Source organism: Microbulbifer mixtoriginis (SeqCode), assembly GCF_052467945.1.
The window spans coordinates 3,013,348-3,035,578 of record NZ_CP174328.1 but is presented as its reverse complement, the minus strand read 5'-3'; the positions used below and the strand labels follow the sequence as shown (position 1 = coordinate 3,035,578).

Here is a 22,231-nt window from a genome sequence, read left to right as displayed (position 1 = left end):
TGCCAAACCATTTCAGAAGGTTATCCTGCCTTTCGCTGTTGCTCCAGCTTCTGGCGCACACTGGCTAGTTTCACGCACAGTACAAACACCGACATGGCGGTGTCGAGTTCTTCCAGGGGGGGGAAACTCGGTGCTATGCGGATATTGCTGTCCTCAGGATCTTTGCCATAGGGGAAGGTGGCACCTGCAGGGGTGAGTTTTACACCGGCCTCTGCTGCCAACTTGACTACGGCCTTGGCACAGCCTTTGCGGGTATTGAAGGAGACAAAATACCCTCCTTGAGGTTTTTCCCATTGGCCCAGATCCATTTCAGCCAGACCGTTGTGCAGGTGTTCCAGCACACAGTCAAATTTGGGCTTAAGGATATTGGCATGCTTGCGCATGTGTTCCTTCAGGGTGGTGAATTCGGTAAAGAAGCGTGAGTGGCGCAGCTGATTCACTTTATCTGGGCCAATAGTCATGGTCTGCATCTGTTGCTGCAAGGATTGCAGGTTGGCACTACTGGCACTGACAAATGCGACACCGGCGCCGGCATGGGAGACTTTAGAGGTGGAGGCAAATTGAAGCACTGAGTCCACAGTGTCATTTTCCAGAGTGGCAGCACGAATGCTGGCGAGACTGACATAGTGGCCAAGGTCGTGTACAGCATAGGCGTTATCCCAGAAAATTCGAAAGCCCGGATTGGCGATTTGGCCGAGCTGAGCCAGGCGCTCTACGGTTTCATCACTGTAAGTGATACCACTGGGATTGGAGTACTTGGGCACGCACCAGATGCCGACAATTTCATTGTCCTCACGAATATACTTTTCTACAAGGTCCATATTAGGTCCTTGATCATTCATGGGGATGCTGACCATACCGATCCCCAGTTGTGCACAAATACTGAAGTGCCGATCGTATCCGGGCACGGGGCAGAGGAATTTGGGGGCTTTCAATTCTCGCCAGGGGGTATTGCCGGCAAAGCCGAACAGGTAGCCGGTTAGCACTGCGTGATACATCAGGGTTAGGGAGCTATTACCTGAGGCGATAACCTCCTCTGTGGGTACTTGAAGCATATCCGCACCAAGTTCACGGGCACTAGTGAGCCCGATTAAACCGCCGTAATTGCGGGTGTCAGTGCCTCCTGCGGCGCGGTAATCGTTACACAGGATACCGTCGAGTTTGTCGGATAAATTCAACTGTTCTGTAGAGGGTTTGCCACGGGTGATATCCAGATTTAGCTCGTGTTGACGGATGCGCTCATAGTGGGTGCTCAGCTCTTTTTCCCACTCGGCTAACTGGTCAAAACTGGCGGATTCGATTTGCACGTGAGGTCCCCTGGCTGGTCATTAGAGTTGGCGAGCTTAGCAGTATGAGCTGGGCTTAGTCAGCCCCATGTTACGATTTTTGAAGGTTACTTTTTAGGGGGCACTGGCTTATAAGTGCGCTTTATCTTTTTTCTTCGGTATTTTTATTGGTTGGCGAGGGAGTGAAAGTCCTGCGCGTATTCTCTTAGTGTTTTACTGAGATGTCGGCGTTGTTCAAGGCTGGTACTGGTTAATATTTTTTGGGCCAGTTCTTGCGCCTGCTGTTGGCGCTGTTCCTGATTCTGGCGATATTCTGGCGACCAGAGTTGTTCTGGATTGAGTAGCAGGCTGCGGATTTTTTCCAGATATCCTTCCGGTTTGTTACGCAATAATTCGAAGGTTTTGGATTGCCAGAGTCTTCGTTGCTCGATGCGCTGTAGAGGGTTGTACTCCATTTTGGATACCCAGGCGGTAATCATTTTTTTTTGCTCTTCAGTAAGGGTGCCGAGCCAGCGAATGCTTTCTCTCCGGATAATTTTGTCGCGCTTATGTTGTACTTTTTCCGGAGAGCGTTGCCATTTTTCCAATCTCTTTTGCTCTTTTCTCCACATACTGCCTTGTAGTTCATTAATCTGTTGTTCACTCAACTGCGCTGCCAAAGGCAACATCAGGTTGTAAGCATTTTCACTGGCGGCGGCTAAAAACTGATGGACCTGCTTATCGATAGGTTGCAAGTTGGGATTTTCCAGTGCTCCTTCATCGACCCTTTTTGCTAGGTTTTTCAAAAAGTTGGCGTAGCGAGGGAGTTGGGTCTGTCGGTGCCAGCGAAAAAAGCTGTTGAGGGCGCCCTGCAGTTCACCTTTTTGGGTGCGGTCCAGTTCTACATATTTTTGGGCTTTCCAGCGAATCCAGTAATCCACATTGTTGTAGGCAAATTGGATGCTGGAACAACTGTTAATAAATAGCAACAGGGTTAGGAGCGTTATAACTCGCCAGAAATGGTGTATTGGCGTGCCACCCGCTTTTGTCATTGATTTTTCCTGTAGGCATTGCCCGATTGATGTCGGGGAATTATTAGAAAGCATAGATGATTAGGGTATAAGCGTCTTGTGGCGTGAAATCTCCTGTTTCTCTCGTGTAGGCCTGCTTTGGGAAGCTTTGTACGCTTATCGGGAATGAGTTGAAAATGGCTTGATAAAAGAAGTGACAATGACCTCCCTAGCTATTAAAACAGCCGCTCTTTATGTGCTACCTGCACATAAACTGATAGTTGGATTCCTCCAAAAAGTTTGCCGGGAGTCCGGTTTCGGGGGGAGGGGTAGCCTGAGTGAATGATGGAATGACTACGACGATCATGGAGGCCGAAGCCCGAGAGGCTCCGGCAAGAATTGCTGAACAGCTACAAACGAATGCGAAAGTGATGAAGCGCCTGGGGGAGCGTTTGCAAGCTCATGCTCCACGCTTTGTCATGATTGTTGGGCGGGGTTCTTCTGACCATGCTGGTGTTTTTGCCAAGTATCTGATCGAAATAGAAACAGGGACGCCCACTTTTGCTGCGGCGCCTTCAGTTTCCAGTGTGTATGGACGCCGATTGAAATTGGAAGGGGCATTGGTGCTGGTGATCTCTCAGTCGGGGCGCAGTCCGGATATTCTGGCTCAGGCGAAGATGGCCAGGGAGTGCGGCGCCTATACGGTAGCCTTGGTGAATGATGAGCAGGCGCCAATCAAGGATATTGTCGATTTACTGATCCCCTTGAAGGCGGGGCCGGAAAAAGCGGTGGCAGCTACCAAAAGTTACCTGACCACGCTTTCGGCAATTTTGCAGCTGGTGGCTTGCTGGAGTGGTGACAAGAGGCTGCGCTTGGCCTTGGAAAAACTACCTGAAACTTTAGAAGCTGCTGTTCGCGCAGAGATACAATTGAGACCTGAGGATCTGGCTTCGGTGCAGAATCTGGTGGTGCTCGGACGCGGTCCCGGTTATGCCATAACCCGCGAGCTGGCGCTGAAATTAAAAGAAGTGTGCAATATCCACGCGGAGTCTTTTTCCAGTGCAGAATTTTTGCATGGGCCGGTTACTCTCGTTGAAGACAAGTTGACCGTGGTAAATGTTCCTATTGAAGATGAGTCATTCAAGGCGCACAGTGAGCAAATTGATGACATAGTGCAAAGAGGGGCAAGCCTGATCAATCTGCATGTGCCGAGTAAAGGAGTACATCCCCGCATCGCCCCCCTTGCTTTGCTGCAGCGCTTTTATATCGATGTTGCCCATGTGGCAGTAAACCGCGGTATTAATCCTGATGAGCCGGCAGGCCTAAAAAAGGTCACCCAGACCGTGTAATAATCTGCCAGGAATTTCGGTGTAAATAATATTCAGTGTTAAGGAGAGGTTGTGGCTTTCGCCCTGGTCGCAGAGAAGCTTTTTGATGGTGAACGGATCTTGGAGGACGTGTCACTGATTATCGACGATGATGGTCGCATTGCCTCCGTTGGAAAATCCCCGCAGTCCTCAGCGACATATTTACAGGGCCTATTGGCGCCGGGGTTGGTGGATGTGCAGGTGAATGGTGGTGGTGGTGTACTGTTTAACCAAGAGCCCAATGTTGCAGGGCTGCGTACAATGGGCGAGGCTCATGCCCGGTTCGGCACTACAGCTTTTCTCCCCACGCTGATTACCGACCGTCTCGATATTATGCAGGATGCTGCGAATGCGGTTAGTGCTGCGCTGCATCAGCAAGTACCCGGTGTGATCGGTATCCACTTTGAAGGACCACATCTTAGCGTGCCGAAAAAGGGGACTCATGAGCAGTCATTTATTCGTCCTCTTAGCGATGAGGAGTGGGAAATTTATGCGCGAGAGGATCTGGGTATCAAGGTTGTTACCTTGGCGCCGGAAACAGTGCCCATGGAGGATATCAGTCGATTGTCTTCTATGGGGGTGCGGGTGTGTTTGGGGCATTCTAATGCCGATGGGGAAACCGTGCGTTCGGCATTGCAGGCTGGCGCAGTGGGTTTTACACATTTGTACAATGCCATGTCGCCGTTGCATTCTCGCGAGCCGGGTATGGTGGGATCCGCTCTTGTTAGCGACGAAGCTTGGTGCGGAATTATTGCTGATGGTCATCATGTCAGTGCCGAGGCTATTACCCTGGCGCTCAAGGTTAAGCCGCGTGGAAAGCTGCTTCTTGTGACTGATGCCATGTCCCTGGTGGGGAGTGATGCGCTGAGCTTTCCGTTATTTGATCGGGTGGTAACTAGAGAGGGGGATAAGCTCACTTCAAGTACCGGAGAGTTGGCCGGTTCGCATCTGGATATGATGGGGGCAGTGCGTAATATCAGCGACTGGTGTGGCTTGGATATCTGTGAATCCTTGCGAATGGCAAGCCTCTATCCTTGCCAGTTTCTGGGTTCGCAGGGCGGAAGTATTGTTCCTGGAACCAAAGCGAATTTTATTTTGCTCGACCGTAGTTTTAATGTACAAAAAACCTGGATCGGTGGGCGTCAGGTTTATGGTGAGTAGTGTGCCCGCCTCTCAATCAAGTTTGAGGGTTGTAGGCTTTCTCAACTACCGGACCGCTGGATTCTCGCACGATTAGACTCGGAGTAAAGCTGCGGTAATTGCTATCTGACTTTACGCCGTTTAGTTGTTCTTTTTCCTGTCCTCCACGACATTGAATACGCTCCAATAACAGTTCTGCAGCGCGACGGGCAATATCTTCGTTCGGTTGGTGGGCGGTGGTGAGCTTCGGCCAGGTCTGGCGTGAAAAGGGGCTGTCTTCGAAGCCAGCGATAGAAAGTTGTTGTGGCACCTCAATGTTTAACATGCGCGCGGCAAAAAGTGCTCCTGCAGCCATTTCATCATTACCGGCAAAGATGGCCGTGGGAGGGGTGACTGAGTGTAATAAGGCGGTCGCCCCGGCTACGCCGGAGTCAAAGGAATATTCGCCCTCTATGACCTGCTCCTCAGTAAAAGGTAAGCCAGCTTTTTGCAGGGCCTTTTTGTAACCCGCTAGGCGGCTGAGGGTGGATAAGTGTTCGGCGCCACCGCCAAGGTAGGCAATTTGTCTGTGCCCCAGCTGCAATAAATGTTGGGTAATTGTGAAAGCGGCGGTTTCGTCATCAATTGCAATGCAGTTTTCCTCTCCCTGGCCGCAACCTTCAGAGGAAATTATCCGTACAAACTCCACATCCAGTGACTTCAAAGTATCGATAACTTCTCGGGTCTCGGAGAAAGGGGGAGTGAGTACCAGTCCGGCAACCCGGCTTTGCTCTATTAGTTTGCGCAACTCTTCATGGATGGTTTCTCTTCGGCCACTGCCAGGATGGATAAGCAGTTCGTAGCCCCGTTCGCGGCAGGCTTCGAGGATGCCGTTTTGCATGTCGATCACATAGTAGGCATTGGGGTTGTCGTAAATAAAGCCAATGGAATAGGAATGGGTACCTGCCAGATTGCGCGCGGCCAGGTTGGGACGGTAGTTTAGGGCTTGTACCGCCTGCATGACCCGCTCGCGGGTGCTGGGGCGCACAGAAGGTTCATTGTTGATGACCCGGGAAACTGTCTTTATTGATACGCCTGCGCGTGCGGCAACGTCGTTAATGGTGACTTTCATCGGCACCGATTCCTCTAGCAAAACCTGCCCTGGGGGGCCTCAGCCTCAAGCTCATCTCATCTTCTTTGTTCGGACCATCCGAAGTAAAAAGGATCACTCGGTACTGACAGTTTGGCAGCAGCTAGTAATCCCGGTTAATGGCGGTAGTGGGCATGAGCAAAATATACTGATCTGACATCTTTTTGTAATTTTCTTACATTATTACCTTTTGGTACCAAAAATTTATTTCCCGTATATCTTACTATTGTGGCGTTTAATTCTCCTTATTGGAGGATTTCGCATCGTTTCACTTGGCCTTTCCAGGCAAATGGCTTGGTTCTTATGTCGGCTATAGACTGGCTCTTGATCTTTTTTGTAGTTTTACTACATAATGCGCTTCATTAAGCTTGCAGGACCTTATTTGCTAGTGCCATTTGAGGTTTGTGAGCTTTCTACTCCATATGGAGGGGGGAGGATTTGATCTCACTGGCCCACTAGTATCCGATGGGGTTAGTGGGCTCCGGTAAAAATTAGGCCTGGTAAGAAAGTGCATTTCTTGAGGTTTGGTAGGGATGTTGATCAAGCCTATTAGTTTTTTCTTGAAAAAAAAGTGCACTTTTTTTTGCTAGGTGGGTGATGGAATTCTCCAGCTTGTCCATCGCCTGCCGGGTGATAGGGCTTCGCCCGCACTACAACCCAGTCAGGCGGCGGGATTTTACTTGCCGGAAGGCTTTCAGGGATGAAAACTCAATGGTGGCTGTGCCGCCACCGCAATAAGGCATCGATGTCAGCTCAAGCGTGCATCGAGCAGAATTAATACGGAAGAGTCATGGTTCACAGCAAGGTTCAGGCAGTTACCGAGCGAATTATCCAGCGCAGTGAGGAAACCCGCGCTCAGTATTTGGCTCAGGTGGAGAAGGCGCACATTGAAGGGCGTGCCACTACGCACCTGTCCTGTGGCAATCTGGCCCATGCTATTGCAGCTTCTCCAGAAAAGGACAAGCAGCTTATTGTTTCCGGGCGTGGTCCCAATCTGGGGATTGTTACCGCTTATAACGATATGCTCTCAGCGCACCAGCCCTATGGGCTTTATCCGCCACGCTTGAAAGAGGCGGCGGCGCGTCACGGTGCCACTGCGCAAGTAGCCGGTGGGGTACCGGCGATGTGCGATGGGGTGACGCAGGGGCGGCCAGGTATGGAGCTGAGTCTCTTTTCCCGCGATGTAATTGCCATGTCCACAGCCATCGCCCTTTCCCACGATGTCTTTGAAGGCGCTATGTTCCTCGGCATCTGCGACAAGATAGTGCCGGGACTGGTAATCGGTGCCCTCGCTTTTGGACATCTACCCTCAATTTTTGTACCGGCGGGCCCAATGCCTACTGGGCTTTCTAATGCGGAAAAAGTACGAGTTCGCCAGCTCTATGCCGAGGGCAAGGTTGGTCGTGCCGAATTGTTGGAGGCGGAGAGCGCTTCTTACCACAGTGCTGGCACCTGTACTTTTTACGGCACCGCTAACAGCAACCAGATGTTGGTGGAAATTATGGGCCTGCAGTTGCCAGGCAGTTCATTTGTCAATCCTGGCACTGGCCTGCGCGATGCACTTAATGAAGCGGCGGTGGCACAGTTAGCAAAAATTACTGAGCCCAGCCAACACACACCCATCGCGAAAATCCTCACAGAAAAAACATTTGTTAACGGTATTGTGGGACTGCTCGCCACAGGTGGTTCCACCAACCATACGCTGCATTTAATAGCGATGGCGCGAGCTGCCGGTATCCAGATCACGTGGCAGGATATGGCCGACCTCTCTGAAGTGGTGCCTCTGTTGTGCCATGTCTACCCGAACGGTACAGCCGATATCAATCACTTTGCGGCAGCTGGCGGTATGCAATTCCTGATGAGTGAGTTGCTTGAGGCTGGCCTGTTACATGGTGATGTATGCACGGTGCTGGGTGATAGTGGTCTTGAGTCCTATTGCCAAGACCCCTTCCTCAACGAGTCTGGTGATGGTGTAGTTTGGCGGCCAACGGCGAAAGAGAGCGGCGACACTACAGTGATTCGCCCTGTTAGCGATCCTTTCTCCCATCACGGCGGCTTGCAGCTACTGGAGGGCAACCTCGGCCGTAGTGTGATCAAAGTTTCCGCGATTAAACCAGAGCATCTCAAGGTGAAAGCGCCGGCGATTGTGCTGCATAACCAGGATGAATTACTAGAGCGTTTCAAAGCTGGCGAGCTGGAACGGGATTTTGTTGCGGTAGTGCGTTTTCAGGGACCACAAGCAAACGGTATGCCTGAACTGCATAAGCTGACTCCAACCCTGGGTGTACTGCAAGATCGAGGCTTCAAAGTGGCCCTGGTCACCGATGGGCGGATGTCCGGTGCTTCCGGCAAGGTGCCGGCGGCTATTCATATGTCTCCTGAGGCCGTCGAAGGCGGCCCCATTGCCAAGGTGCGCGATGGTGACATAGTGGAGCTAGATGCCGAAGCTGGCGTGTTGCGGGTCTTGGTGGATGAAACGGAATTACATGCGCGCGAACTCGCTCAGTGCGATTTATCTGATAGCGCCCGCGGTATGGGCCGGGAACTCTTTGCCAATATGCGCGCTATCGCCAGTGGTGCCGAGAGTGGTGCCAGTATCCTTTATTAATATGTGTCGCTCAAAAGAAACGGCGCAGTAGAAAACGATTTCAGAGCAAAATTTATGTCTAACCCATTTGATATGGTGTTATTTGGTGGTGGTGGTGATCTTGCCCTGCGCAAGTTGATTCCAGCACTGTATCGCGCTTACCGAGAGGGCAGCTTAGCAGAGGGCTGCCGAATTCTTCCTGTTTGTCGCCACCAGCAAGACGCCGATCAATATCTAAATGTGGCACTTCAGGCCCTACAGCAGCATTTGCGCGATGGTGAATATTGCAATTCCATCTGGACTGGTTTTAGCCAGTTATTACGCCCTGTGGCCCTGGATATTTCTGTACCGGATCAACAGTGGACGCACTTATCGGACATCCTCGAATCAGATCCCGAGCGAGTACGAATTTTTTATTTGGCGATTCCCCCTGGTGTTTTTGGCCCCTGCTGTGAAAACCTTTCATCCAAAGGCTTAATTAGTAAAAATTCCCGGGTGGTGGTAGAAAAACCTCTCGGTTATAACGCGCAGACTTCCGACGAAATCAATAGCAAAATTGCGAGTTACTTTCCGGAAAATAGTATTTTCCGCATCGATCATTACCTGGGTAAGGAAACCGTTCAAAACTTGCTGGCCTTGCGTTTTAGTAATGTATTGTTCGAGCACCTTTGGGATGCAAAAACTATTGACCATATACAGATTAGTATTTCTGAAACTGTCGGCCTTGAAGGCCGCGCGGGTTTTTATGATGAAACCGGTGCGCTGCGGGATATGGTGCAAAATCATCTTTTACAACTTTTGTGCCTGATCGCTATGGATTCTCCGAATTCCATGACCGCGAAAAATGTTCGAGCGGAAAAAATCAAGGTATTGGAGGCGTTGCGCCCACTAAAGGGCGGTTTGGTAGATAAAAACGTTGTGCGTGGCCAGTATGTTGCTGGAGAAATTAATGGTCAAAAGGTGCCGGGGTATCTGGATGATCTGGAAGGTGGCGCTAGTGCCACGGAAACCTTTGTCGCTTTGCGTGCATATATCGATAGCTGGCGTTGGGCGGGAGTACCTTTTTACCTGCGTACAGGCAAGCGTATGGAAAAACGCTGTGCGGAAATTGTGGTGCAGTACAAAAAAGTTTCCCACCTAGTCTATGACGAGAGTGCCGGCAATGTTGTCCCCAATCGTTTGGTTATCCGCTTGCAGCCGGAAGAGAGCATCCGGCTGATTTTGATGGCCAAGAAAATGGATAGCCTGACCACTGAGCTACAGCCGGCGGAATTGAATTTAACGCTTTCAGACACTTATGACAGCTTCCGCAGTGATGCCTATAAGCGGTTGATGCTCGATGCCGCTGCCAATAACTCGGCCCTGTTTATTCACCGCGATGAAGTGGCGGCAGCCTGGGCCTGGGTGGACCCTATTATTGAACACTGGCGTGAAACCGAAAATCAGCCCAAGCCCTATCCTGCGGGTAGCTGGGGACCAGAAGAAGCTAACGAACTGCTAGCGCGTGATGGTCGCCAATGGTTTAACGCCTACTAATGATTTTGTGGATTACCTATTTTTACGGTGATCCATAACGATGGATGGAAGTATTCATGGCAGAAGAGAAATTCTTTACCGATCGTGAACGCCTGGTACAGGCACTGGCCTACGACTGTGCCTGCGAACTGCAGCAAGGCATTAAAGAATCTGGTCAAGCCACTTTTCTTGTCTCGGGAGGCAGTACCCCGGAACCGGTTTATCGCGAACTTTCCAAGCGTCCACTGCCCTGGGCGCAGATTACGGCGGCGCTGGTGGATGAACGCTGGGTAGCAAAATCCCACAGTGGCAGCAACCAGGCATTTATTGAAAACAGCCTGCTGCAAAATAATGCCGCCGAGGCCACTTTGCTGGGCATGAAAAACACTCATAGTAGTGCTGTAGAGGGTGAAGCTGATTGTGAGCGCGCCTATGACGAGCTGCCGCGCCCCTTTGATGTGTGCATTCTGGGAATGGGTAACGACGGCCACACCGCTTCTTTATTTCCCCATGCGCAAGGGCTTGCAGAAGCACTAAATCCAGATTCGGACAAATTGTGTAGCGCCATTACCGCGCAACAGAGTGCCGTAACCGGTACCAATACCGAACGTATGACGCTGACCCTAAATGCCATTTTACAGGCAAAAAATATCAAGCTACTGATTACCGGTGAGGAAAAACTCAAGGTTTATCGTGAAGCCCTGCTCGGTAGTGATGAAATGGAAATGCCGGTGCGCAGTATTCTCAAGCAGGGACTGAAGCCGGTCACTGTGTATTGGGCGCCTTAACGAACGATTTGGAATTGATTGATGCAGAAAAATATCGCCGACATTTTGCAGTCTGCTGGCGTTGTCCCAGTGTTGGTTATCGAGCGGGCTGAAGATGCGTTGCCCCTGGCTGAGGCCTTGCTCAAAGGTGGCTTGAATGTTCTTGAGGTGACCCTGCGCACAGAAGCAGCCTTGTCTGCAGTAGAGCAAATTGCCAAACACCTACCCGAGGCTGATGTGGGTACCGGCACAGTGCTAAATGGCGATGATCTGCGCCGCTCTGTCGATGCAGGAGCGCGCTTTATGGTAAGCCCTGGTGCAACAGAAAAACTATTGGCATCTGCGGATAAAAGTGATGTGCCACTATTACCCGGTGCCTCAAGCGCCTCCGAAGTGATGGGCCTGTATGAGCGGGGTTACCGTTATCAGAAATTTTTCCCTGCTGAGGCCGCCGGTGGTGTGGCCATGCTGAAGTCCCTTGCCGGTCCATTAGCGGAAGTAAAATTTTGCCCAACCGGTGGTGTGAGCCCCAACAACGCGGCGGATTACCTGGCACTTAACAACGTGGTTTGTGTGGGAGGTTCCTGGATGGCCTCCAGTGCCTTGGTACAGGAGAAAAATTGGGCCGAGATTACCCGTCTTTCGCAACAGGCTGCAGCACTGAAATTCTAATCTGTTAATTGCCTGTGCCGTTCCCGAATTGTTCGGGTAGTACTTTAGTGACTGATGTAAGTGCGCTACACCATCAGGCAAATCGTCATAAAAGTTCGCTAGAGTGCATTCATAAATGGATGCAATAGGGGATAACCAGAAGCTAATAAAAAGGTAAAGCCAGATGAAAATTAAACTCGCCATCAATGGTTATGGCCGTATCGGTCGCAACGTCACCCGTGCCATCTACGAGTCTGGTTACAGCGATCGTATCCAGCTGGTTGCGATTAATGACTTGGCTCCGGTTGCCTCCAATGCGCACTTGACGCGTTTCGATACTATTCACGGCCGCTTTGCCACCGAAGTAAAAGTGGATGGCAATGCGTTGATTATCGGCTCCGATAGAGTTCAGGTCTATCAGGAGCGCGATCCGGCTAAACTGCCTTGGGCAAAGCTGGGGGTGGATCTGGTATTGGAATGTACCGGCCGCTTTACTGACAAGGCTTCTGCCTCTGCCCATATCGAAACTGGTGCTGCAGCGGTGCTGATTTCCGCTCCTTCAAAAGATGTAGATCTCACCGTGGTTTACGGCGTGAATAATAGTAACCTGACCTCGGAGCATCGCGTAGTTTCCAATGCTTCCTGCACCACCAATTGCCTAGCACCGGTGGCACAGGCGCTGCACCGTACGCTGGGAATTGAGCGGGGCTTTATGACCACGGTGCATGCCTATACCAACGACCAAAACACTCAGGATGCGGTACATGCGGATATTTATCGGGCACGTGCCGCGGCCGACAATATGATTCCCACCAAGACTGGGGCGGCGGCGGCCGTGGGTCTGGTATTACCGGAATTAAAGGGGCGTTTGGATGGAATGGCGGTTCGGGTGCCGGTAAGTAACGTCTCTCTGGTGGACTGTCAGTTTATTGCGGGCCGCGATACTACGGTTGAAGAGGTAAACCGCATTATGCGGAGCGCCGCAGAAGCCAGTGGTGGTGTCTTGAGCTATTGCGACCAACCTTTGGTTTCTGTGGATTTTAATCACACCACCGCTTCCAGCCACTTCGATGCCAATCACACGCGGGTGAATGGAAATCTGGTGAAGGTGATGGCCTGGTATGACAATGAATGGGGCTTCTCCCACCGTATGTTGGATACCAGCTTGGCCATGGCAGCAGCTTTACAGTTGGATCTGCCGGTGGCGGAATCTGCCTGAGTGTACTCTTATGATAGGTTGCCCCTAAATTAGAAAACCCTTGTGGGAAAGCCTGTGAATTCGTCTTGTACTCTAGTGGGCCGGCTAAATTTACTTTTGCAGTGCTAGCCGGTCGTAGACATTTTCTTTCAAACAAATATCTAACGGGACCATATGATTCGCCATACAAAAATCGTCGCCACTCTGGGACCCGGTACCGATAAGCCGCGTGTGATCGATGAAATGATTCGTGCCGGCGTGAATGTTGTGCGTTTAAATTTCTCCCATGGTAGTGCCGATGACCATCGCCGTCGGGTGCGGGAAGTACGAGATGCTGCTGAGGCCCAGGGGAAAACTGTCGCAGTGCTGGGCGACTTACAGGGCCCCAAAATTCGAATTGCCCGTTTTACAGCCGGCAGCGTGGCGCTTGAGAACAATGATGAGTTTACACTGGATCTCGACTGCCCTCCGGAAGGGGGCGATGAGCATCGTGTGGGGGTCGACTACCCCAGCCTGATCAGCGATTGCCATTCCGGTAATATTCTCCTGCTCGACGATGGCAAGATTCGCCTGGAGGTGACGGGTACAACTGCCAGCAAACTGTATTGCCGTGTGCTACAGGGCGGTAAACTCTCCAATAATAAGGGCATTAACCTGCTCGGTGGTGGCTTGTCCGCGCCAGCTTTAACTGAAAAAGATTACCGCGATATTGAATTGGCTGCCGAATTGGAAGTGGATTTCCTCGCAGTGAGTTTCCCCCGCTGTGCCGAGGATCTGGAGACCGCGCGCAAGGCCATGCAGGCTGCCGGTAGCCAGGCCGCCATTGTGGCCAAGATTGAGCGCGCCGAAGCCGTTGCCGACAATGCACAGATGGATGCCCTGATTCTCGCCTCTGATGCGATTATGGTGGCACGTGGCGACCTAGGGGTAGAGATTGGCGATCCCGCTCTGGTGGGTGTGCAAAAGAAACTGATCAACCGTGCCAATGCGCTCAATCGTGGCGTAATCACCGCGACGCAAATGATGGAGTCCATGATTACCAGCCCAACGCCCACCCGCGCGGAAGTGATGGACGTGGCCAATGCCGTGCTGGATGGCACCGATGCGGTGATGCTCTCTGCCGAGACCGCCGCTGGGGATTATCCTGTCTCCGCAGTGGAATCCATGAGCGAGGTGATTGTGGGGGCTGAGCAGTATCTCGGCAGTGTGCCTTACTCGCCAGAGGAACATGGTGCTTCGGATCGTATTGATACCGTGATCGCCCAGGCCGCTATTGATGTGGCTGCCCGAGTGGAGAATCTCTGCGCAGTGGCTGCGTTGACAGAGTCTGGCCGAACCCCGCGTATGATGTCCCGCGCCAATACCCGCCTGCCGATTTACGCTATGACAAGGCACCCCAATGTTGCACGTCAGCTGGTACTCTTGCGCGGAGTAGAGCCCATCAGTTACGATCCAGCCACGGTGCCTCTGGGGCACCTTACCGAGTCAATTATCGAAGTGCTGGGTGCGCGCATAGACCTGCAAAAAGGCCAGCGGGTATTGATCACCCAAGGTGAGCGCCTCAATGTCGGTGGTCATACCAACTCGATGCGTATTAAAGAAATCGAATAAATCTTTATGGTGTAAGTCATTACTAACGGTTTAGGGGTTGAAATTAGTAATGGCTTTCACCTGAAGAGAAAGATTGTCGATAAACTTTTCATTTCTCCATTCTCAGCTGCTCACTTTTTCACCCAGCTCTAAATTCTTTCTAATCTTTTCTCCTCTCTTGGTTTGTGATGTTGTTCACGTTGCGCCTGATCCTGGAGTGGTTCTATAGATCCAACTAGTAGCTACTAGTTAAAGCAGTGAAGAGGGATGGCAGCACAAATAACTTTTTTAATGAGTTATTGCCGGTTAAATTCGAATTTGATTTTTCTTTTAGATCTTTGCAGTAAATTATCTGTTGTTAGGATGATTGCCTTTATATTTATTACGCTTAATTCAAAATATTTTCAGTAATTTATTTGTCTGCAGCGCTACACTCGTTGTCGTACTCGTGTAATACCGTTTATCTATCCCCCTCGACCTATTTGCGGTAATCTGCCCAGATAGGTCGCAATTTCAGGTATCCCTTACCGGTAGCTTTGGCCTCATCCCATCCAGGTGCCGGTAAATTGGAGCTATTGGCAAGTAGTTTTCCATAAGCTTTCGGGATCATGAGGTTTACTATTTAAGATTTCACAAATTGCGAACATCCTAATCCAAAAGATTTTGGGCTGTGACAAGTACTCGTCGTGTTATTACTTGCAGGGTGAAAAATTTTTATTGGAATAGAGGCCGGCCATGTGCGCCGGGTTGTAAATAGATGTGAAGATAAATCGGGATGATTTATTGGATCTGGCAAAGATAAAAGAAGCTGGCGTAGAGCGGGCTTACGGCGTTTGAAGGATTATCCATGCAGCTAAGTGTCGAGAATAGGCAAGGCATTCGTTATATGGTGAGAGTTGGCTGGGCGTACCAGATGGGTATTCCCCTGCAGGTGGATGCCACCCAGCTCTTATCTATGTTCGATAACGCCGCCATTCAGGAGATCTATGAATACTTTTTCGGCTTGAATGGGATTTCCTGCAATACGCTGAGTGTCAGTATCCAGTCCAGTCAGTCGGGTACGATATTTCTTGGCCCCTTAAGTGAAGCTCCGGGACATTTAACCAGCCGGGAAAAAGAAATCTACCTGGCCCTGGTACAAAACCGCCTGATTATTGAGGAAGCCCCATTTGCCGCTACCGAGCTGGTCGACAAGCAGGCGCAACTGCTCAGCAAAATCCGTATAGGGTTTCAGCAGATTATTGCTCAAGAGCGGGCTGAGGCTGCGTTGATTCAGCAGCGCCATGAACAGCGCTCGGGTCTAGAGAAGGTAGGTGCTTATATTAATCGAGGCGCTACGGGCCTGGGCAACGCTGCCTGGGGGCTGGCCGTTTGGGCTAAAGACGTGCTTGAAGTGGCTGCACTAATCCATCCTGTACGTCAGTCCTTTGAGCAAAATAAAGCGGTTGTCAATTACCTGCTCCATGATAAAAGTCTTGTAGAGTCTCAACGGGAATATTTATCGGCTGTTCAGCGAGAAGCGGTAGATGTACTCGGCTTCGACCCCTCTAAAATCACCAAGCAGCAATTTGATCTGGCCCTTGAGGTGGCTGAACTGATTTATGACGATCCGGCGCTACGCGATATCATCATCCGTTTTGCCAAGGATTACGCCAGTGCCCAGCACAGTTTAGAAATCACCGAAATGGCCGGTGGTGGAGCTTTTGAGATTATTCTCACCATCGTGTTGGCTGCGGCTACAGGGGGTATTGGTGCGGTAGCGGCTATGGCGAAAAATACGCGCCTGCTAACAGCCTTCCGTGGCATCGGCGACCTGATGATGGATTTTGCCAAGCTGAAAAAGCAGCGCAATCTGCTCTCCAAAAAACGCGGCGGCAATGCCAAGGGCAATGGAGCCAGCTTCTCCGATTTAAGCTCTTCAGAGGCTTCAGTGCCGTCATCTTCCGGCGGCCCCTCGTCACGCGGTTCCTCCTCAAGCAGCACTTCCTCTAGTGGTAGCTCTAGTACTAGCAATAGCTCTTCTAGCGGTTCCAGCAACGGCAATCAAAGTAGCCAGGGTGCTGGTTCCGGCTCCAACGCAGTGGGCAGGAGTCAAGCAGGTGGCAACTCCGCCTCCAACGAGCCTGATAGAGCTAACAGTGAAACAGGCACAAACCAGAATGGTGGTACTTCCCAGTGCAATGCGAATGCCTGTGAGGGCGGAGAGCCCATCAACTTAAAAACCGGTGAGGAGCGTCTCACTCTGGTGGATACGGTATTAGATGGGCCCCTGCCACTCACTGTAACGCGTACTTACCGCAGCAGTAACCCCAAAGATTTTGGTCTGGGACATGGCTGGACTCATACCCTGGGGGAAAAACTGCTATGGCGACCCGGTAAAGCGGTGCAATTCCACGATGCCGAGGGCCGAGTGATTAACCTGCCGGCACCAGGAGATAGCGGTCGCAGCCACAATGTGGTGGAGCAGTTATCGCTTACTCGCGTTAATGATGAACATTGGATAGTTACCCCCTATGGTGCCCCCAATGGAGTGCAGAGGCACTTTAAAGCTATCGGGGATAAGGGGACTCTTAAGCTTGCAGAAATTCGCGATGGTTACGGCAACTTCTACCTGTTCCACTATATCGATGAGCGTTTAATCTGTATCGAGAGCAGTCTCGGTGAAGCCCTGCATATCAGTCCTCCGGAAGGGCAGGCAAAAAGTTTACATATTGGTGAACTGAAAAAAGAAACCCGCGATGGTCGTATTAAAGTTCTCGCAAAATATGAGTACAACAATGAAGGCGACCTGATCAAGGCCACCGATGCTGATGGCCACAGTGAGCAGTATCAGTATCACCAGCATGTTATTAAGCAGCGTACCCTAAAAACCGGCTACCGCTTCCACTTCGAATGGGATGCCGAAGGTCCCTCCGCCCGCTGTGTTCGTCAGTGGGGTGACCCTATCGATGGGCAGGACACTTACAATTATCAGTTTGCCTGGGATGATGATGGTAAGGGGGTTAGCGTCACGGATACCCGCGGCGGTAAAGAGCGTTACCGTTTCAATGAGCGCGCCCTGCCCATTTATCACCGCGATCCGGAAGGTGCCGAGACCCTTTATACATATAACGATCTGGGCCAGATCACTAAGGTACAGCTGCCAAGTGACGATGGCAGTCTGCGCGAAGAGATTTATCAATACGATAATCAAGGCCGCCTGGTACAAAAAACCGATGCCGCCGGCAATAAGCGCCGCATTGAATACAATAGCGAAGGTCTGCCCGCAAAAGTTACGGACCCTGCTGGCAATAAGTGGCAACGCGAGTACAATGAAAAAGGTCAGATCGTTGCCACTAAAGATCCTCTCGGCAACAGTACCCAGTACGGTTATAACCCCGTTGGTCTGATCGGCAGCGTTACCGACCCATTGGGAAATACTACCCGCTACTTGTGGAATCCCGAGGGTAAACTCGCGGCGGTCAAAGACCCTATGGGCCGCGCCCAGCACTACCGCTACGATAGCGCTCGTCGCCTGGAAGAAGTACAGCACGCCCCCGGCCAGGTCACCCGCTACGAGTATGATGCTCAGGATCGCATCCATGCGGTAATCACCCCAGATGGTGCTCGCACCCAATACAGCTACAACCCTCAGGGGTTACTGGCCGAAGTTACCGACTCCGAAGGTCGCAGTACCTGCTACGCTTACGACGGCCTTAGCCAGGTTAAGGCCCGTACTAATCCGGATGGCAGCCGCCTGCAATACCACTACGACGGCGAGCGCAACTTAGTTGGCCTCACCAACGAAAATGGTGAACGCTACCAGCTTAAATACGATCTCAACGAACGATTAATTGAAGAAGTCGGTTTCGATGGCCGCGTGACCCGCTACGCCTACAACCGCGCCGGCCACCTGATTAGCTCCAGAGCAGTGACGGATTCGGATTCAGGTAAGGGCATCGACACCATCTTCGAGCGTGACCCCTTTGGTCGTTTGTTAGAAGAAGTGACCCCGGATGGAATTACTAACTTCCGCTACAACTGCAGTGGGCAATTAATTGAGGCGGAAAATACCCACCGTAAATTGCGCTGGGAGTACGATGCTAATGGGCGTGTTGTTGCCGATTGGCAGGGTAAAGACAAACTGAGCCACCAATACGATGCCGTCGGTAATCGTATTGCCACAACATTACCCGGTGGTGAAGTACTGAACTTCGCCTTCAACCCCGCCGGTCAATTCCAAAGCCTGCACCGCCGCCCCATAGGCAGTGATACAGATCAGCTGATCACCAGCATCAGCCACGATGAACAGGGCAGGGAAAGCCAGCGCCAACACGGCAATGGGCTGGAAAGCCAGAGAGACTACGACCCTCAGGGCCGCCTGCAAAAACTGCGCCTGGGCAAAGCAAATGGCCCGGTATCAGATCCAGCTCAGTCAAACTCCATCCTGGAGCGTAGCTACCAATACAATAAAGCCGGCCAGATTGCCCAAATTGAGGACAGCCTGCGCGGCACCCGCAGCTACCACTACGACGCCCTCGACCGCCTCACTCAGGTAGACGGCCCCAACCCCGAATATTTTGTGCACGATCCCGCGCACAATATTCTTGCCGCCGCTAACTCGAAAGACGAAGCCAAGCAGCAGGCCAGCGCCACCCAGGTCAAAGGCAACCGCTTAGCCTTCCGTGGTGATACCCACTACCGCTACGATATCCACGGCAATCGCATCGCCGAACTGCGCGGTAAAGGACAAAAACTGCAAACCCGCTACCACTACAACAGCCGCCAGCAGCTGGTGCGGGTAGAAAAGCTCAAGGTAGAAGAGGGGGCAGAGCAGCTTCAACAAAAGATTCACTACCAATACGACCCTCTGGGGCGTCGTATTGGTAAAGTGAGTGAAAGCGTGCAAACCGGTTTTCTCTGGGATGGCGACGTGCTCCTGCAGGAAAATAAAGTCGATACCCAGACCAAGCAGGATCTCAATACCCGTACTTACTACTTCGAGCCGGGTACTTTCAAACCTGTTGGTTTAAAAGAAGATAATCAGGTTTATCACTACCATCTGGATCACCTGGGAACTCCAGATACCCTTACCAACCAAGATGGTGAAGTGGTATGGAGTGTTGCCTACAAGAGCTATGGCAATATCGCCGTGGCTCACGAAAACCAAATTGAACAGCCGATTCGCTTCCAAGGGCAGTATTTCGATGAAGAAACTGGGCTGCATTACAACCGGTTTAGGTACTATGATCCACAAGTTGGTGAGTTTACTCAACAAGATCCGGTTGGGTTATTGGGGGGATCGAATAATTATCGGTATGTTCCCAACCCAGTTAGATGGATTGATCCGTTTGGGCTTACTGCAAAAAGTGACGATTGCTCTAAAGGTGATGTAAATAAAATACCGGATGATTTTGACTTTCTTGAAGATTTAAATGTCAATAACGTCGTTGAGCAACATGCTGGTTTATCTTTTGTTGAAAATAGTAATCAGTTGCAAAGTTCTCTTGAGGGGTTGCCAGAAAATTTATATCAGCATGAGTTTTTAGCACTTCGGACCTATACCGGCCCATACTATAGGCAGATGAATGGGGTGTTGAGAGGAAAATACCCTGAAATAAGTGAGACGTGGGACCCTGTTAATAGTGCTGCAAGTAGGGCGCTTGAAAAACTTTCAGCTGACCCTTTAAGAAATTTTGCAGGAACAACTTATCGCGGTGCCCCAATGACAGAAGAAAAAGTTCATGAGCGTTTTCCTGGTGTGGGGGAAATATATTCAGATAAGGGCTTTAGTAGTTCAACTTCAGACCCAGATGAAGCTTTTTCTGGAAATGTGCAAATGACTATAAAATCTAAAACAGGTGTAAAAATACAAGATATATCTGCAGTTCCCTCCGAAGATGAGGTTTTGTTCCGTCCGGGAACAGAGTTTAAAATAACTAAGAAAGAAAAAGATGAAGATGGTATTTGGCGTATTGATTTGGAGGAGGAATAATGGTTGTTAAAGTTAGTGTTCCTCCATTGTCTAATAAGTTTGATGAGGAAAGTCAAACTAAAAATCAATGGCTACTAAACTACTTTATCTATCGAGAATCTTCTCGATCACAGGCAGACTTATTCAATTTTACAAGATCAATTGGGAAGAACTCTAGTATTCTAGCTGATAGATATAGAGGTTGCTTGTTAGGTCTGGCTATTGGAGATGCCCTAGGTACAACCCTGGAATTTGGTGCGAGACCAGATAAAGAGGATCTAACAGAAATTGTAGGGGGAGGACCATTTAAGTTGAAGCCTGGTCAATGGACTGATGATACTAGTATGGCTCTTTGTCTAGCCTATAGCTTGCTTGATAAGAAATCTTTCGATGCAAGAAATCAAATGGAGCTTTATCTAGCGTGGTGGAAGGATGGTCTTTTTAGTTCCACTGGTAGTTGTTTTGATATAGGGAATGCTACTGCGAGAGCCCTCAGTAAGTTCTCTGAAACAGGGCAAGAGTTTTCTGGTTCTAAACATGAAAGATCCGCAGGTAATGGTTCCCTAATGAGGCTGGCTCCGGTCCCCCTTTTTTTTGCTAGCCTGCCACAGGATGGTATCCGAATGGCTGGAGAAAGTTCAAAAACAACTCATCCCGCAATTGAATGTGTGGATTCATGTAGGTATTTTTCAGCTCTGATTCTTGGTGCTTTGTATGGCGAGACAAAAGATGTACTTTTGAGCGAAGGATATGCTCCAGTTAACGGCTATTGGGGATTTCATCCTCTTTGCGAGAAGGTAAACAAAATAGCACTGGGATCATATAAGAAAAAAACAAGAGATGAAATACTCTCATCCGGTTATGTCATTGATTCTTTAGAGGCGGCTTTATGGGCTTTTTATAATACTTCAAATTTTGAAGATGGCCTTGTGAAAGCCGTAAACCTTGGAGGTGATAGTGATACTATTGGTGCTATATATGGTCAATTGGCTGGAGCCTTCTATGGAGAATCGAAGATCCCATTTCACTTTATAAAAAAGATACATAAGCCTCATCTGTTTTATTATTTTGCAGATGAGTTGGTTGCATATTATGCAGGGAGTCCAGTTTTTGAAGAGTGTAATATTGTTAATTTACAAAAAGTCTAGTTTTGCTATGTTTTGAATGTGTATGAAGCCTCTTGGTTGTCGGAATAATATTTCGACATATGCACCTATTTGAAATTATTCCCCTAATAATAGGTTAGTTTTAATTAACACACAGGTAAACCACCGCCTCTGGCGGTGAGACTTGACAAGGCTCAGCCGTTCCGGCGTGCAGAGTAAAAATATGGCCTCCATGAACGGGCAAGTTCTAGAAGGAGGCCATATGCGAGATTGGCAGTGCCAAACTCACGTGAAACATTATTGCAGGTACCACGTGGTATTTGTGCCCAAGTATCGAAAGAAAGCGTTATTTGGGACATTGAGGCGGGAGATTGGAGCAATATTCCGAGGCTTATGTCGCCAAAAAGGCATTGAGTTAGTCGAGGGGTACGGAATGAGGGATCACATTCATATGCTGTTAATGATTCCTCCGAAGTTTAGTGTTTCCAATACGGTTGGGTTTCTGAAAGGGAAATCTGCGATCCAGATATTTCGGAAGTACAAACATGTACAGAGAAATTTCACAGGAAGACACTTTTGGGCTCGGGGTTACTGCGTGAGTACAGTGGGGCTTGATGAGCAGATGATTCGAGAGTGCATCAAGAATCAAGAGGTCGAAGAACGCCGGCAAGAACAGATTCAACTAGCGGGGTTGTAACTAGCCCTCTCTGGGGGCTTTCACCATACCACCCGCTATGCGAGTGGTTGTTGATTGCTCCATTAAGTCTTTGATAAGTTGGTTGTATATAATTTTGTAGCGTTAAATTTTAGTGGGGATCACTTCGTGAGCTAGGTGTAATATTAATTCTTCAATAAATGAAGAGGCTGTTTTGAGTGCGAACTTACATATAGTTTTTTCCATTTCTTGTTGAAAATTACATAGAAAGAAAATGGGTCGATTTAGGTCTGATCGA

14 protein-coding genes are annotated in these 22,231 nt (G+C 50.0%); 11 read left to right on the top strand and 3 right to left on the bottom strand.

Features of this window, described 5'->3' with window-relative positions:
* Window positions 1–20: 20 nt before the first annotated feature.
* Complete coding sequence (locus ACJJIJ_RS13345; protein WP_444937598.1) at window positions 21–1,307, bottom strand: aspartate aminotransferase type Ic; 1,287 nt, start codon at window positions 1,305–1,307, stop codon at window positions 21–23.
* Window positions 1,308–1,450: 143 nt separating this feature from the next.
* Window positions 1,451–2,317, bottom strand: coding sequence for a DUF6279 family lipoprotein (locus ACJJIJ_RS13340; protein WP_444937597.1), 867 nt, complete (start codon window positions 2,315–2,317; stop codon window positions 1,451–1,453).
* Window positions 2,318–2,625: 308 nt separating this feature from the next.
* On the opposite strand from ACJJIJ_RS13340, the gene nagB-II reads away from it, so the two are divergent.
* Window positions 2,626–3,624, top strand: a complete 999-nt coding sequence (gene nagB-II / locus ACJJIJ_RS13335; RefSeq protein WP_444937596.1) for a glucosamine-6-phosphate deaminase NagB-II — start codon at window positions 2,626–2,628, stop codon at window positions 3,622–3,624.
* 51 nt (window positions 3,625–3,675) lie between these two features.
* A complete protein-coding gene (gene nagA / locus ACJJIJ_RS13330) occupies window positions 3,676–4,803 on the top strand; it encodes an N-acetylglucosamine-6-phosphate deacetylase (RefSeq protein WP_444937595.1) in 1,128 nt (375 codons plus the stop codon).
* 16 nt (window positions 4,804–4,819) lie between these two features.
* Here nagA and ACJJIJ_RS13325 read toward each other — a convergent pair whose 3' ends face one another.
* On the bottom strand, window positions 4,820–5,893 hold the full coding sequence (locus tag ACJJIJ_RS13325; RefSeq protein WP_444937594.1) for a LacI family DNA-binding transcriptional regulator: 1,074 nt from the start codon (window positions 5,891–5,893) through the stop codon (window positions 4,820–4,822).
* 808 nt (window positions 5,894–6,701) lie between these two features.
* Here ACJJIJ_RS13325 and edd point away from each other — a divergent pair.
* The 9 genes from edd to tnpA all read left to right on the top strand — a co-directional run bounded on the left by edd (window position 6,702) and on the right by tnpA (window position 21,975).
* On the top strand, window positions 6,702–8,519 hold the full coding sequence (edd, locus tag ACJJIJ_RS13320; protein WP_444923244.1) for a phosphogluconate dehydratase: 1,818 nt from the start codon (window positions 6,702–6,704) through the stop codon (window positions 8,517–8,519).
* A gap of 54 nt (window positions 8,520–8,573) precedes the next feature.
* Window positions 8,574–10,034, top strand: a complete 1,461-nt coding sequence (gene zwf, locus ACJJIJ_RS13315; RefSeq protein ID WP_444887006.1) for a glucose-6-phosphate dehydrogenase — start codon at window positions 8,574–8,576, stop codon at window positions 10,032–10,034.
* A gap of 56 nt (window positions 10,035–10,090) precedes the next feature.
* A complete protein-coding gene (gene pgl, locus ACJJIJ_RS13310) occupies window positions 10,091–10,801 on the top strand; it encodes a 6-phosphogluconolactonase (protein ID WP_444900023.1) in 711 nt (236 codons plus the stop codon).
* A gap of 21 nt (window positions 10,802–10,822) precedes the next feature.
* Window positions 10,823–11,452, top strand: coding sequence for a bifunctional 4-hydroxy-2-oxoglutarate aldolase/2-dehydro-3-deoxy-phosphogluconate aldolase (locus tag ACJJIJ_RS13305; RefSeq protein WP_444937593.1), 630 nt, complete (start codon window positions 10,823–10,825; stop codon window positions 11,450–11,452).
* Between the two features lie 163 nt (window positions 11,453–11,615).
* Complete coding sequence (gap, locus tag ACJJIJ_RS13300; protein ID WP_444937592.1) at window positions 11,616–12,650, top strand: type I glyceraldehyde-3-phosphate dehydrogenase; 1,035 nt, start codon at window positions 11,616–11,618, stop codon at window positions 12,648–12,650.
* Window positions 12,651–12,803: 153 nt separating this feature from the next.
* Complete coding sequence (gene pyk / locus ACJJIJ_RS13295) at window positions 12,804–14,240, top strand: pyruvate kinase (protein WP_444883994.1); 1,437 nt, start codon at window positions 12,804–12,806, stop codon at window positions 14,238–14,240.
* Between the two features lie 826 nt (window positions 14,241–15,066).
* Complete coding sequence (locus ACJJIJ_RS13290) at window positions 15,067–20,193, top strand: RHS repeat-associated core domain-containing protein (protein WP_444937591.1); 5,127 nt, start codon at window positions 15,067–15,069, stop codon at window positions 20,191–20,193.
* Window positions 20,193–21,320 (top strand): ADP-ribosylglycohydrolase family protein, encoded by a 1,128-nt coding sequence (locus ACJJIJ_RS13285; RefSeq protein WP_444937590.1) that lies wholly within the window; start codon window positions 20,193–20,195, stop codon window positions 21,318–21,320. The genes ACJJIJ_RS13290 and ACJJIJ_RS13285 overlap by 1 nt, the downstream gene beginning before the upstream one ends.
* A 220-nt stretch (window positions 21,321–21,540) precedes the next feature.
* Complete coding sequence (tnpA, locus tag ACJJIJ_RS13280) at window positions 21,541–21,975, top strand: IS200/IS605 family transposase (RefSeq protein ID WP_444937589.1); 435 nt, start codon at window positions 21,541–21,543, stop codon at window positions 21,973–21,975.
* Window positions 21,976–22,231: the final 256 nt, after the last annotated feature.

Coding starts and splice junctions, on each gene's coding strand:
- ACJJIJ_RS13340 (WP_444937597.1), bottom strand. CDS start 2,317: ATGACAAAAGCGGGTGGCACGCCAATACACCATTTCTGGCGAGTTATA.
- nagB-II (WP_444937596.1), top strand. CDS start 2,626: ATGACTACGACGATCATGGAGGCCGAAGCCCGAGAGGCTCCGGCAAGA.
- ACJJIJ_RS13325 (WP_444937594.1), bottom strand. CDS start 5,893: ATGAAAGTCACCATTAACGACGTTGCCGCACGCGCAGGCGTATCAATA.
- edd (WP_444923244.1), top strand. CDS start 6,702: ATGGTTCACAGCAAGGTTCAGGCAGTTACCGAGCGAATTATCCAGCGC.
- zwf (WP_444887006.1), top strand. CDS start 8,574: ATGTCTAACCCATTTGATATGGTGTTATTTGGTGGTGGTGGTGATCTT.
- pgl (WP_444900023.1), top strand. CDS start 10,091: ATGGCAGAAGAGAAATTCTTTACCGATCGTGAACGCCTGGTACAGGCA.
- ACJJIJ_RS13305 (WP_444937593.1), top strand. CDS start 10,823: ATGCAGAAAAATATCGCCGACATTTTGCAGTCTGCTGGCGTTGTCCCA.
- gap (WP_444937592.1), top strand. CDS start 11,616: ATGAAAATTAAACTCGCCATCAATGGTTATGGCCGTATCGGTCGCAAC.
- pyk (WP_444883994.1), top strand. CDS start 12,804: ATGATTCGCCATACAAAAATCGTCGCCACTCTGGGACCCGGTACCGAT.
- ACJJIJ_RS13290 (WP_444937591.1), top strand. CDS start 15,067: ATGCAGCTAAGTGTCGAGAATAGGCAAGGCATTCGTTATATGGTGAGA.
- ACJJIJ_RS13285 (WP_444937590.1), top strand. CDS start 20,193: ATGGTTGTTAAAGTTAGTGTTCCTCCATTGTCTAATAAGTTTGATGAG.
- tnpA (WP_444937589.1), top strand. CDS start 21,541: ATGCGAGATTGGCAGTGCCAAACTCACGTGAAACATTATTGCAGGTAC.